The sequence below is a fragment of the Streptococcus infantis genome, assembly GCF_047463315.1.
Lineage (GTDB): Bacteria > Bacillota > Bacilli > Lactobacillales > Streptococcaceae > Streptococcus > Streptococcus infantis_AB.
Genome location: NZ_JASHEB010000001.1, coordinates 112,312 through 124,719 on the forward strand (window position 1 = coordinate 112,312; position 12,408 = coordinate 124,719).

Annotated in this window: 16 protein-coding genes; 1 reads left to right on the forward strand and 15 read right to left on the reverse strand. The window is 33.7% G+C overall.

What is annotated here, in order from left to right; all coding sequences use genetic code 11:
• Window positions 1-2: 2 nt before the first annotated feature.
• The gene (locus tag QM857_RS00600) at window positions 3-710 is read right to left on the reverse strand and encodes a 2-C-methyl-D-erythritol 4-phosphate cytidylyltransferase (RefSeq protein ID WP_036752755.1); all 708 of its coding nucleotides are present in this window, start codon (window positions 708-710) and stop codon (window positions 3-5) included.
• A gap of 317 nt (window positions 711-1,027) precedes the next feature.
• On the opposite strand from QM857_RS00600, the gene QM857_RS00605 reads away from it, so the two are divergent.
• The gene (locus QM857_RS00605; protein ID WP_414274714.1) at window positions 1,028-1,327 is read left to right on the forward strand and encodes a YbaB/EbfC family nucleoid-associated protein; all 300 of its coding nucleotides are present in this window, start codon (window positions 1,028-1,030) and stop codon (window positions 1,325-1,327) included.
• Window positions 1,328-1,367: 40 nt separating this feature from the next.
• Here QM857_RS00605 and QM857_RS00610 read toward each other — a convergent pair whose 3' ends face one another.
• The 14 genes from QM857_RS00610 to QM857_RS00675 form a co-directional block, all read right to left on the reverse strand.
• The gene (locus tag QM857_RS00610) at window positions 1,368-3,131 is read right to left on the reverse strand and encodes a glycerophosphoryl diester phosphodiesterase membrane domain-containing protein (RefSeq protein ID WP_414274715.1); all 1,764 of its coding nucleotides are present in this window, start codon (window positions 3,129-3,131) and stop codon (window positions 1,368-1,370) included.
• A gap of 8 nt (window positions 3,132-3,139) precedes the next feature.
• Window positions 3,140-3,730, reverse strand: coding sequence for a 3'-5' exonuclease (locus tag QM857_RS00615; protein WP_414274716.1), 591 nt, complete (start codon window positions 3,728-3,730; stop codon window positions 3,140-3,142).
• Window positions 3,731-3,799: 69 nt separating this feature from the next.
• Window positions 3,800-4,291 (reverse strand): DUF536 domain-containing protein, encoded by a 492-nt coding sequence (locus tag QM857_RS00620; RefSeq protein WP_004252719.1) that lies wholly within the window; start codon window positions 4,289-4,291, stop codon window positions 3,800-3,802.
• Window positions 4,292-4,485: 194 nt separating this feature from the next.
• The gene (truB, locus tag QM857_RS00625) at window positions 4,486-5,364 is read right to left on the reverse strand and encodes a tRNA pseudouridine(55) synthase TruB (RefSeq protein ID WP_414274893.1); all 879 of its coding nucleotides are present in this window, start codon (window positions 5,362-5,364) and stop codon (window positions 4,486-4,488) included.
• A 217-nt stretch (window positions 5,365-5,581) separates the two neighbouring features.
• Window positions 5,582-6,556 (reverse strand): hypothetical protein, encoded by a 975-nt coding sequence (locus tag QM857_RS00630; RefSeq protein ID WP_414274717.1) that lies wholly within the window; start codon window positions 6,554-6,556, stop codon window positions 5,582-5,584.
• On the reverse strand, window positions 6,553-7,548 hold the full coding sequence (locus QM857_RS00635) for a hypothetical protein (RefSeq protein ID WP_414274718.1): 996 nt from the start codon (window positions 7,546-7,548) through the stop codon (window positions 6,553-6,555). The genes QM857_RS00630 and QM857_RS00635 overlap by 4 nt, the downstream gene beginning before the upstream one ends.
• A gap of 117 nt (window positions 7,549-7,665) precedes the next feature.
• A complete protein-coding gene (locus QM857_RS00640; protein WP_414274719.1) occupies window positions 7,666-8,232 on the reverse strand; it encodes a hypothetical protein in 567 nt (188 codons plus the stop codon).
• Window positions 8,229-8,807 carry a hypothetical protein gene (locus tag QM857_RS00645; RefSeq protein ID WP_414274720.1) on the reverse strand — a complete coding sequence of 193 codons (579 nt, stop codon included), beginning with the start codon at window positions 8,805-8,807 and terminating at the stop codon, window positions 8,229-8,231. The genes QM857_RS00640 and QM857_RS00645 overlap by 4 nt, the downstream gene beginning before the upstream one ends.
• A 147-nt stretch (window positions 8,808-8,954) precedes the next feature.
• A complete protein-coding gene (locus tag QM857_RS00650; protein WP_414274721.1) occupies window positions 8,955-9,431 on the reverse strand; it encodes a DUF5085 family protein in 477 nt (158 codons plus the stop codon).
• A gap of 1 nt (window position 9,432) precedes the next feature.
• Window positions 9,433-9,861, reverse strand: a complete 429-nt coding sequence (locus tag QM857_RS00655; protein WP_414274722.1) for a hypothetical protein — start codon at window positions 9,859-9,861, stop codon at window positions 9,433-9,435.
• A complete protein-coding gene (locus QM857_RS00660) occupies window positions 9,854-10,579 on the reverse strand; it encodes a hypothetical protein (RefSeq protein ID WP_414274723.1) in 726 nt (241 codons plus the stop codon). Before QM857_RS00660 ends, QM857_RS00655 begins: the two co-directional genes overlap by 8 nt.
• A 94-nt stretch (window positions 10,580-10,673) precedes the next feature.
• A complete protein-coding gene (locus tag QM857_RS00665; RefSeq protein WP_414274724.1) occupies window positions 10,674-11,435 on the reverse strand; it encodes a hypothetical protein in 762 nt (253 codons plus the stop codon).
• Window positions 11,436-11,479: 44 nt separating this feature from the next.
• Window positions 11,480-11,593, reverse strand: coding sequence for a DUF4176 domain-containing protein (locus tag QM857_RS00670; RefSeq protein ID WP_172605081.1), 114 nt, complete (start codon window positions 11,591-11,593; stop codon window positions 11,480-11,482).
• Entirely contained in the window at window positions 11,593-12,399 is an 807-nt protein-coding gene (locus tag QM857_RS00675; RefSeq protein ID WP_414274725.1) for a hypothetical protein, read from the reverse strand. Before QM857_RS00675 ends, QM857_RS00670 begins: the two co-directional genes overlap by 1 nt.
• Window positions 12,400-12,408: the final 9 nt, after the last annotated feature.

Sequence of the window (12,408 nt, forward strand, 5' to 3'; positions counted from 1 at the left end):
CTCTAGTCTTTCTCAATCATGCTTTTAGCAATCTTCAAGTCTGTCACTGTTGTGATTTTAAGATTTGAGTATTCACCCTTAGCCAAGGCTACATCTTTACCCTTAATGACAAAGATCTTACATGCATCTGTTAAAATTTCTTTTTCTTCTGCTGATAGAGAACCATACAAGTCAATAAAGTCTTTACAACGGAAGGTTTGTGGAGTTTGTCCTTGGTATAGATGAGCACGATTTGGAATATCTGTAATGAACTGACCATTTGTACTTTCAACGATAGTATCCACCGCTTCGACCACAGTATCAACCGCATCATGTTTTTGAGCAAGAGCGATATTGTCTTGAATCATGCGAAGTGTGATAAAGGGACGAACTGAGTCATGCGTCACTACGATATCATCTTCTGTTAGTGGACGATAGGCATCAATTGCTTCAATAATCTTTTCAATACTAGAATTACGGTCCGCCCCACCTTTTGTGATGATGATACGGTCCTTGTGAAGTGGAAGGAATTTTTCAACTAGATCTTCTGCATGTGTAACCCAGTCACCATGAACTCCAACAACAATTTTTTCAATACTTGGTTCTAGGACAAATTTTTCAATTGTATGGATTAGAATTGGGCGGTCTCCCAACTCAAGAAATTGTTTAGGTAAATTACTGATACCCATGCGCGTGCCGGTTCCACCTGCTAAAATTCCAGCGTAAATCATATTGATTCTCCTTTGGTTTGTTTCAAAAACTCATTCTTTTCTATTATATCATAATCTAGCACTATCTTAAAATAAATACTAGGTCCCTCTAGCTAGAAACTAGTATCAAAATCACATTTTTGGCAAAATTGAGTTCTAATCTGTCATTTCTAGCTCTCGGTTAATATAGAGTTCTTCAGAATAATATAGAAAGCTTAAAGAAACCTTAAACCATTGGTTGATATATATATAGCAATCCTGAAATTTTAATTAGACTTTTCCAATTAAAATTGTTAAAATAAAATGGAAAATAAAAGAAAAGGAAGCTAACTACCGCCATGATGAATATGCAAAACATGATGCGTCAAGCTCAAAAACTTCAAAAACAAATGGAGCAAAGTCAGGCTGAACTTGCTGCAACAGAATTTGTTGGAACTTCTGCTCAAAATCTGGTAACTGTAACATTAACTGGTGATAAAAAAGTCGTTAAGATCGATTTTGATCCAGCAGTCGTAGATCCAGAAGATATTGAGACACTATCTGATATGACTGTCCAAGCACTCAATGCTGCTCTCGAACAAATTGACGAAACTACTAAGAAGAAACTTGGTGCATTCGCAGGTAAATTACCTTTTTAATATCGTACAAAAAGAGGCTGGTTAACAGCCTCTTTTTTGATTAGAATGCAAAGAATTCAGTTGCCTTTTTTAAAAGCAAGTCTGTATACTCAGGATCTTCCTGAGCTGTTTCTAGTTCATCTTTAATCATTTCCAAGTTATCCGTTATCATGCCGTTGACACCTAAGCGGAAAGACTTATCAAATGACTCAGAACTATTGATTGTCCATACATAGAGTTTCTGCTCTGTATTCCAAAGCTTGGTTACAAAATATTCATCCAGCGTAGAATACTCCATGGTATAACCCGTTGCATTCGTTCTAGGGAAAACAGAATTGTAAGGAAGGATAAAGTAGATAGGTATTTCCTTATCGTACTGAGTTACTTTCTCAACAACGTGGTAATCCAAGGATTGCATTTGATGACCATAAACCTTAATTTTTGCAGCATACTTTTCGAGAAAATGATCCATCATTTTCGGACTATCTTTGTGGCTAGTCTTAATTTCAATAAGAAGTTTCTGATGCAATTCATTTGCGCGATTCAGGTAATCATCAAAACTCGAAATCTTCGTCTCATAACCATTCTCGTGTATATCGATCTGTTGTAACTCTTCCAGAGTCAAATCCTGTGGCGTCTTATTCAAGCCTGCTAATCCTCTAAGATTGGCATCATGCATCATGACAAATTGACCATCCTTAGTTTCCTGGATATCCATCTCGATTAAATCTGGTTTTAATTGAGCAGTTTTTTCCAAGGATTGGATTGTATTTTGTACACCATTGCCATTTGATACGCCACGGTGTGAAATCACAAGAGGTGGATTGACTACAGGAGCTTCTAGATAATTATATCCTTCAATTGCAAAGAAAGTACTTGCACAGACCATCACACCCCATCTCATGATATGGTCCTTCTCCCGTCTTGGCATAATGTCAAGTTCTTCTCCTGTTAGAAAAGAAGAGAATTTAACAAGGAAATAGGTTAATGCCATATAGTGAAAATTCTTGATGAGAACAAAGTTGATAATAGCAAGAACTAGGGATTCTTTCTGTGTTATGCTATCCACTATAAACTGAATTGATAATATAGGGATGAGAGGTAGGTAAAAGAATAGGTTTGTCTTTACAATAATTAAGAATAAATGCCAGGCATAAAACCAAAAGTTATTCTTGGTTTTTTCAAGACTATAAAGAACGGAGTCCTTAACTGACATCTTTTCGTAAAAGACTTTTGGTAATGCGAACATCAACCGAACTGAAACATAGAAGAATAAAAGTGATAAGCTAATAATAGCTACCCACCACATCCAATATTTATCTTCCATGTAAGTTTGAATAAACTCTGGAATTACGATTTTATTGAAATAATAAATCTTAAATATCTTTCTGATAAAAGGAAATAGCATTGCTACAAAAAGAAAGATAAATAATGCTTTAGAAATAGTCAACTTCTTCATAAAAGCAAGGCTTTCACGAAATACTTTTCGACTATATTCTATAAGAGTCCTTTTTTCGTGATAAAGGAGATGACGGGCTCCAATAAAGAGAATACTAAGTTGAAAATAGGCTACCAGTAGATTGATGGCTATTAAAATAACAAAGCCAAGACTGACAATGGGAGCATTTTTTATGATTGAAAAAATATTGTTATAAGAAATAAACAAATATCCAGTCTGACTTAGTAAGAATCCAGCTATGACTGAGTTTAATGGCAACCAAATATAGTCAACCAGCATAAAGATTAGAAAGAATAGAAATAGGATTTTATCTAGATTTAGGTAAATCTTTTTAAAACCCAATTTTTTCGGTTTTTCAGGTTTCATAAAAACTCCTAATCAAAAAGCTGTGATAGATCTAAGGCACCAAATGGATTAGAACTAAGACTACTCTGAGAATCGAGTAACAGTCTACTCTCATCCGACTCCAGAAAAGCTTCATAAACTTGCGCAGTCATGCGAGCGTCTTCTAAACTATTATGAGATTGCCCTTTAAATCCTAGAAAGCTAGCCACAGTTTGCAATTTTAGATTAGCGATTCCGTGTAGATCAGAACTACGACGTTCAAAAGCCTCATCATAAAGATCGACTTTATATTGATCACGATAGTCAAACCCATGTTCTAGTAAAATCGGTAAATCACTCTTTGCAGCATTGTATCCAACAAGGGGCAAGTTACCAACGAAATCTTGAAACTTTTGGAGAACTTCTTCTACCTTTGGAGCATCTTTGAGAGTCTCCGAAGTAATACCAGTCAAACCATTGATAAAACTTTTCAAAGGAACATCAGTGTAGACATAAGAGTCAAACGCTCCTACTTCTTCACCGTCTTTAAAATGTACCGCTGATACTTGAATCAAATGAGTCTTATCCTGGTGTTTGTTAAATTCTAAATCAAATGAGATATAATCTCTTAATGTTTCCATCTTATCGTACCTAATTAGTTTGTAAAAAGAAACCACCTGGTCTATTTATAGAAACCAAGCAGTTTTTTCTTATTTTCCAAATAAGCGAGCAAAGAAGCCTTTCTTCGATGCTTGTACTTCTTGCTTAGCTTGATCCAACTCCAACTGAAGAGTTTCTTGATCCTTCATTGCTTGAAGAGTCAACTGTTGTTGTTGATCCAATTGCTTATCTTTTTCAGCGATTTGGCGGTCTTTAACACGCATCTGTTCATCTTTTTCAGCCAGTTGCTTATCTTTAGCTTTCAGTTGCTCATAAAGACGGATGATTTCAGCGTTCTTTTCATCAACAAGAATCTCCATGAGTTCTCGTTGTTTAACTTCATCACTAACTGGTTCATCTTCAAAGATAGTCTTTTTGTAGATTTCTTCAAGTTTGATCAATCCACTGCGAGTAACTACAGTAACACCTTTGTCGTTTTTTGTAATATCTTCTTCAGGTAATTCTTTGACACGATTATTGATTGCTTGTCGGGATAGCCCCAAGACTTCAGCAATCTCACTGACAGTCATTTCAATACTCATAATATCCTCTATTTTTCTCTAACTTTTCTTAAATTAAATCTTATCATAAGTAAGCCAAACTGTCAAATAACACTGTATTTTCAATGGTTTTTTAGGACATAAAATTTTAAAACTATTAATCTGCAAATATTTTAAAAAGATGAGAAGATCTCATCTTTGGACTAGTAGATAAAAATCATTGGTTTGTCAAATACTTAAGAGAAAACCTTTCTAGGTTTATAAAGATTTTCACGCTTTTCTAAAATAGCTAATAGCTTCTCGCCTTCAAAAGCAGCTAATTGGTTTTCTGGTTGTTCTAACTCAATAAATCGTCCAAAACGGATTTCTTCTGCCTGTTCAGGTGTAAGAAAAACTTTGACAAGGTCACCAGTCCCAATCTCTAGAGGATGGAGAAAGTCCAATTCACCAGCTTGAACCTTTTCCTCAATTTCATTCAAGGTCAAAGCATCATCTAACCGCAAGCCCGCAGCGCTTGTTCGTGTTAAATGAGACATATGAGCTGCATAGCCAAGTTTTTCTCCAAGATCAACAGACAAAGTACGGATATAAGTTCCCTTACTGCATTTTACACGAAAAGTAAATCGTGCAAGATGCCCATCATAAGAAATCGGACTCGTTCTTTCAAAACTATAAATGGTCACCTGACGTTCTGGACGCTCGACTTCCTGACCAGCACGCGCATACTCATAGAGCTTGCGACCATTGACCTTGACAGCAGAGTACATCGGTGGGATTTGAGTGATAGGCCCTGTCAGACCAGCAATGGCTTTATCGACAAGTTTTTCATCCAGTGGAGCTAAAACAGGAGTTTCTTCAACAATTTCCCCACTAGCATCCTCGGTCGTTGTAGAATATCCCAGAGTGATCTCCCCCTCATAGACCTTGCCCTCATCCTGCATGAACTCAACCATGCGAGTCGCCTTCCCCACAGCAATAGGTAAAACGCCCACTACATCAGGATCTAAGGTCCCACCATGACCAATCTTCTTGGTACCCAAAATCTTACGCAGTTTAAAAACCGCATCATGCGAGGTCATGCCTGCTTCTTTTTTTAAGTTGATAATACCGTTCATGTGTTGCTTTCTGATTTCCTTTCTCATCTTATCCTAAATTAAATCGCACTAATTACATTTTTATAATATGTATAACAGTAATAGATTAACAAGTATCATAAATGATAGGTTTCTATCACTACTATTGTTACAAGTTTCACAACTGTTTAAACATAAACCATTTTAATTATTTGTAATAAGATTAATGATTTTCAATATTTAATTCTACTTTTTAAATTCATTTTTTGAATCCAGTTTTTAATCTTTTCATCATAGATAGAATAAAGCTCCCCAAAATATCCAGTCCTATTGCATAGATGAACAATTTGACACTCCAGACCAGCCAAATAGGTCGCTTAATGCTCTCATCTGAATAACCACTATAATTAATAATCCCTAATAATATTGCAAAAGCTACTATTTCAAGTGGGATACGAATTTTTGCTTTCTTTAAACTGAAACCCTTAAATAAATCTCGAAAAGTCTCTTTTTTCGTAGGCACATCTTCCCAATACTCCTTGCTTTGAGTTTTTAGGTATAAAAGGTAGACAACTTCTGTAATCAATTGAGAAAATGCATAGCTGAAAAGAAGAGCTCCAAGAATTCCAAAAATAAGTATCAATTTACCTGAAAGAAGACCACCTAGCATAGAAACTATAAAAATAATAAGAAGAGAGTTCTTACTATAAGTACTGGATTTCGCAAAATAATTACCCATTGCTCTATTGATAGAAAAACCTTTTTTTAACTCTCTTTTTAGCCAAAAATACTGATAAATAAAACTTAAAATTGTACAAATAACTAAAAATGGAATAAAGATTGGAGAATATAGAGAGAATCCTATAGTAAATTCCTTCGTTGAAATAGAAGTCACTATAATTAAAAGCATCATCAACTGCAGAGAAAAGTATATGACCATATAGACTAGTAGCAGACAAATTGTTGACAAAATTTGCTTCTTATATACAAAGAGACCAACTAATGGAATGAAAAATGCAATAATAAGGTAGAAACAAGAAATCAAGAGTAAATCAAAGAACCAATTCATAAATGGATTTATTATAGCGACTGTGTCAAAATAGTAATAAAAAGCGAAAATTTCTAGTGCTAATATAAATACTCCTGTCCATGAAATAACCATCATACTTGCTGATGCGCGAGTATTCGCTAAGCTTTTAAAATATGCTTTATTTAATTCATCAATTTCTTTCACTGTTTTTTCTTTCCTTTTTTGAATCCAGTTTTTAATCTTTTCATCATAGATAGAATAAAGCTCACCAAAATATCCAGTCCTATCAAAATTATAAATATTCTCCCAAACCAAATAAGCCAAAGGGGGGTGTATGAACTAGGACTAAAATAGCCTATATTATACATAATACCTAGGAATATTGAACAAAACAAAATCTCAAGGAAAATTCTAATCTTTGCTTTCTTCAAACTGAAATCCTTAAATAAATTTCGAAAAGTCTCTTTTTTCGTAGGTACATCTTCCCAATACTCCTTGCTTTGAGTTTTTAGATATAAAAGATAGGCGACTTCTGTGATCAGTTGGGAGAAGCCATAGCTAAAAAGTACAGCTGTTAGAATTCCTAAAACTAGCGCAAACTTACCAGAAAGAACACCGCCTAGCATGGAAACTGTAAAAATAATGAGAAGAGAATTATTATTGTGGGCACTAGATTTCGCAAAATAATTACCCATTGTTCTATTGGTAGAAAAACCTTTTTTTAACTCTCTTTTTAGCCAAAAATAGTGATAAACAAAACCAACAACTGTACAGATTAACAAAAAAGGAATGGTGTATAATGAACGTTCGTTATACTCTTGCAAATTAGTCCCTGAATAAACAAGAATAATATAGGATATAAGTATCAAGGATAAAAAAATACCTATATAAGATAAAAGTAATAATATGGTTGATAAAATCTGTCTACGATAAATAAATGTCATTCCTAGCGGAATAAATGTTGCCACGACAAGATAAATAACATAAATCAAAACAAAATCAAAAAAGTAATTTTCCAAAGGATTTATTCCGTAGCCTTTAACAAAATAAAAATATTGGAAAAGCAGAAACAATGCCGAAGCGAAGGCTCCTGTGAACGAAATAACCATCATACTTGCGGATGCGCGAGTGTTTGCTAAACTTTTAAAATAAGCTTTATTTAATTCTTCAACTTCTGTCACTGTTTTTTCTTTCACTTTAACCTCCTAAATTGATCTAACTATAAGCTTGTTTCATTAAAAATCGTAGCTTAATCTGCTTATTCTTAATTTTGAATAAATTGATTAGAATCTCTAGAAATCAATTTTTTTCAATTAAATATCTTTATTTTCTAATTCTTTGTTTAACTGTCTAAATAAGTTATTAATGATTTTTCCTCTTTGGAATATCTTATTATAAAAGAACATAAAATATATAGTCATACATAAAATTGAAACAACTCCCCACGGAAGATTGCCATATGTGATAAAGAGGTGTGAAAAAAATATTATAATTAGTGGTAATATAATAAGAGATAAATAGGTCAACAAGATATTTTTTCGCTCTCTTAACACGAAGTCCCTCATTGCTTTTTCCTCTAATTGAAGTTTTTCAACTTGCCTCTCACGATGGAAGGTCACATAACAAACAACAAAGGCTGTTATAAAGGAAATTAGGATGCCTATCATTAAAAATTGATATCTTCCCAGAATGGTTAAATAGTATTTGGAATTGACTTTTCCGATTATGACATAAATAATCATGATCAAGCTACTGCCAGCGGTTTCCAAAAAAGAAGTCTTTTTTCTTACTATGTATAAACTAGAATCTTTTTTATCAAAATAAACTGGATTTTTATCAATTGTTCCTATCGGAACCATATTTTTTAAATATTTTTTCATGAATCCTTTTCCTTAGTGGAATATTTTTTGTCTAACATATGAACCACTTTAAATCTCTGTATTGGTTTCGTGTTTAATAACAATAGGGGGAACATAAAAAATAAAATGGCTAAAAACAAAAACAAAAAATTAGAATTCAATAAATAAACTATAGAAAAAAGCACTGGAAGAAGAAATGCCAATAATATAATTAGATGGCTCTTAACTATATTTTTCTTCTCATTTTTAAGAAAAGTTATCATATCAACGTTTGAAAGCACAAAAGGACTAATCACTAATTCTTCATTCAAAGCTGGTCTGTAGAGGAGTTTTGAGACAATGATCATTAGAAAAAAACCAAAAATCAAGGGCCAAAACCCACTGAACACCTGAACTTTTGTTATTTCTCTTACAGGAACAGAAAGAATAAGTGCTGCTCCTGTCGAGAAAGCGACAGGAGACACTTTAAACTTCGTTTTAGAATGACCTAAGAACATCTTGCCTGTTTTCTTATCAAAAAAAACTGTTTCCCCTTCAAAATTACTAATTCCTACAAATTCAACGTCTTTTAACTTTATAATTTTATTTTCGTCCAAGAGAATCTCCTATCACTGAAATACAGATCCAATACCACTGAAAAAGTCAGATACTGCATTACCAACACCATCAATAACTTCCTTACCTGCTTTTACTACATCATTTGTTATTTTTGAGACTTCCTTCTTTTAGGCCTCTACCAACTTTTAATCTCTTTTATCTCGAACCCCTACCATGATATCTGTATATAAAACATCATTTATTTTGCTAGAAATATAAAATACCGGTGTAGATTCTTCTAAGTCATTATCAATCAATAAATTGGTTAAACCGTATATAGCCTTATCAAAGTTGACTGCTTCCTCCCCAGTAACTCTAGCTCCTACCATTCTAGGAACTAAAAAATAACTGTTATAAGCTGTCCCTTCCAGTAATTCATTCTCTCCTAAATAATCCTCATGGACAGGAAGATAGACTGTGATGTTGTATGTCCCATCATCCAACTCTCCGATATGAGGGCATGAGTAAAATGGATTACTTTTAGGTGTATAGCCAGCTGCTACGACTGTTTGAACCATATCTTGAAAGGCTACTGCAATTTCATCACCAGTAATGTTGTAATCGACACTTAAGACATTACTCATCATTAATGATTGATTCATACCATATGTAATTTCTGCCATTTTACTTCTCCACTGGGATAATCAAATCTACAAACAAATCATCATAAACTGGAATCAAGACCAGATACAACTTATCTTGCAACTCCCAACCGTGCTCTCTGATGTAATCCTTCATCTCGTAGATGGACTGGTCCAAACCATCTTCAAATGGCACACGTTTGCTGATACCCTCAATACTTAAACTAGCTTGGTATTTTAGTTGGCTCGTTGAGTTTGTTTCTGAAATGACCGGTATATAAATGGTAACGTCCTGTTCTTCTTCGTCAAACTGAGTTGGAGTCATTTCAAAAATGGTCGGACCATCTTTATAGATGCCATCAGTATAGGGAAGGAGTTCTGTATGAACAAATAACTCCAATAGTTCGTCCGCTTGAATCTGGACCTGGTCTGTCATCAAATGTTCCATATGAATCTTGATTTCTTTAATCATGTTTCTTTTCCTTTTTAAATCTATTTTTATCAAATTCTTTATTTTGAATCAAATCCGAAGACACTTCTATATGCTTGATTGGTCTTGTTTCCTCAATATCATGACGATGTTGGTAGGCATAGATAATATAAAACCATGTTTGGTATAAAGCAGAGCCAAAAATCATTAACAATAAGGATACTCCCCACCCCATTAAAAAATCATATCCAATGATAGCTAGAAAAATAAAGCAAAGAGATAAAAGTATTATCGGTCCCACTACAAAATTAAGCATAATTTTTCCAGCCTTCTCCGGGATAATTTCTTCAGAGTCCAAGTCAACCAAACAGCTCATGACGATAATAATTACAATGGCATAGATAAGGGGGAGAGATAACTTTAGAACAATAAAGTTATGGTCCCCACTCAAACTATTAAATCCAATAATAGTATAAACATGACCAGTCAAATACATGAGATAGGTTCCAAAACTGGTTAAAATCCCTCTCTTAAGATCTAGTAAAAATACTAAATTTAAAACCCAAACAACAATCCCTGAAATAAGCAGTCCTTGATATAAGTCCTCATTTTTTAGAACCTCTAACCCTCCTGCAAGAAAAAACAAAAATGCCAAAGGATATAAAATAAAAATCCCATTTAATACGCCCCAGAGAGGAACTGGTCCCTTTATTCTACTTCTTTGAAACTCAAAATATTTTTTAATTCGTTCCAGTATCATTTAAACCATCCTCTCATGCCTTTGATCAGGCTATTGCCTCCTTTTGTAAGATTTTTTTGTAGCATCAATAATAAATCTATAGGTAAATACCCTACTATTCATCTCTATTTCTCCAATTCTTTATGATATTATAAATAGAATGTATCAGAAGAATTACTAATAATAAGAACCAAGAGCGTAATGATACCAAACTGACAACCACAACAAGCAAAGCTGATAAAAAATAAATGATAAACGCCTCTAACTTGGAAGGTCTTCTCTCCTCTGGAAGCATATCTAAATGTTCCTTCGTTATAGCTGAGCGTTTATCGAATCGATAAAAGAAACGATATCTTGCAGATAAAGAATCAATATCTAAAAAGTCATATCCCCTAATATAATCAATTACGTAAAACATCAGTAAATTGTCAATTTCGTCAATATTTTCAGTATAGAGAGAAAAATTTCTCTTTCCAGCAATTGCAATATTACTTGCAGCATAAACGGCAATCGGAATGCCATCTTTTGTGACAGGTGAAATATCTCCTTTACTACCTGAACCTACACACGTCATTTCATAGTTATTTAAATTGAATTGAAAAACTCCATGCCAGTATGCTTGTTCCCATAAATGTTCAAATCTTTCTTCTTCAAAATAAATCAAATCCTTATTTAACCCTCTTGCGACTATTCTTTTTCTTTTAGAAATATATTCTGATACTTTCAAGACTAGAATTTCTACATCTTTTGCATATAGACGATAACCTGCCTCTTCTTGAACGATTTCAATTCTTTCAGTCCAATGTTCATCATCAGGTAATTTTGACTCAAGGATAAATCCTTCTGAGTTTCCACGTAATTTTAATTGTATTTCCATGTTTTACCCCCCTATTAATTAGCCCAATCCAAATTGTCCTAGTTTCATTTTTGCCTCTGCTTTTTAGTATCTGGACAATGATTAACAATCATGACAGGCTCCACACCTTCTCTCACTCGAACAACACTCCCAATCGGTAAAGTAGTACGTTCTGACATCAGTTTTCTCCTTCTAAATATTTCTGAGCTTCCTGAACATAAAAGAGTTCTGGATTTTCATGGGAGATGCTTTCAAACAAACTGCGAGTACGAGCTTCATCTCCTTTTAATTGGGCATTGAGAGCGCCGTAATAAGAAAACATGATTCGAGCTAACTTATTTTCTGGTTCTGTGGTATCGAAGTGGTCATTCACTTCTTTATTGAACAAAATATCTTTTATGGCTTGGGCTTGAGCAACCAGTTTAGCCTTACCATCTTTCGAATCTGGCGCCTTAGACAACTGTTTCTCAAAGAAAGCAATATCTTGCGCATCTTGAAGATGAATGGAAACTAGCAATTGATTGAAGCTTGTTCTTAGAAATAAGTCACCCCTGAATCTCTTCCAAATTTTTTTAAAATTAATCTTTGCTAGATTTTCTTTTGCAGACTGAAAATCTCCTTTTAGGAAACTGACTTGCCCCTTAACAAAATGGAAATTTTCTTGGTACGTTGCTTTATAGGGCTTAATAGATTTTTCAGATTGAACCCTAAACATGTCTTCATAGAGTTTAAGATTAATAGCATCGTTTAACATTAGATAAACAATTTTGCTAGATACAAATCTTAAATAATATACAAAGACGAGAGTTAAAAAAGCAATAACTAATAATATGAGTCCCAATATTTTCAAATTACTTTGCAATACTAAACACACTGCCATCACATCAACAATCAAGCCTAACAATGAGCAAATTAGAATAGTCCTATCAAGTTGTAGAAGAGTGTTTTCTGTCGCCCTACTTACTATTTTTTCAATTAATTTCATATATTACTC

Bases quoted from the DNA above. Each gene is read 5' to 3' on its own strand.
- QM857_RS00600 (WP_036752755.1), bottom strand. From the start codon at position 710: ATGATTTACGCTGGAATTTTAGCAGGTGGAACCGGCACGCGCATGGGT.
- QM857_RS00605 (WP_414274714.1), top strand. From the start codon at position 1,028: ATGATGAATATGCAAAACATGATGCGTCAAGCTCAAAAACTTCAAAAA.
- QM857_RS00610 (WP_414274715.1), bottom strand. From the start codon at position 3,131: ATGAAACCTGAAAAACCGAAAAAATTGGGTTTTAAAAAGATTTACCTA.
- QM857_RS00615 (WP_414274716.1), bottom strand. From the start codon at position 3,730: ATGGAAACATTAAGAGATTATATCTCATTTGATTTAGAATTTAACAAA.
- QM857_RS00620 (WP_004252719.1), bottom strand. From the start codon at position 4,291: ATGAGTATTGAAATGACTGTCAGTGAGATTGCTGAAGTCTTGGGGCTA.
- truB (WP_414274893.1), bottom strand. From the start codon at position 5,364: ATGAACGGTATTATCAACTTAAAAAAAGAAGCAGGCATGACCTCGCAT.
- QM857_RS00640 (WP_414274719.1), bottom strand. From the start codon at position 8,232: ATGAAAAAATATTTAAAAAATATGGTTCCGATAGGAACAATTGATAAA.
- QM857_RS00650 (WP_414274721.1), bottom strand. From the start codon at position 9,431: ATGGCAGAAATTACATATGGTATGAATCAATCATTAATGATGAGTAAT.
- QM857_RS00655 (WP_414274722.1), bottom strand. From the start codon at position 9,861: ATGATTAAAGAAATCAAGATTCATATGGAACATTTGATGACAGACCAG.
- QM857_RS00660 (WP_414274723.1), bottom strand. From the start codon at position 10,579: ATGATACTGGAACGAATTAAAAAATATTTTGAGTTTCAAAGAAGTAGA.
- QM857_RS00665 (WP_414274724.1), bottom strand. From the start codon at position 11,435: ATGGAAATACAATTAAAATTACGTGGAAACTCAGAAGGATTTATCCTT.
- QM857_RS00670 (WP_172605081.1), bottom strand. From the start codon at position 11,593: ATGTCAGAACGTACTACTTTACCGATTGGGAGTGTTGTTCGAGTGAGA.
- QM857_RS00675 (WP_414274725.1), bottom strand. From the start codon at position 12,399: ATGAAATTAATTGAAAAAATAGTAAGTAGGGCGACAGAAAACACTCTT.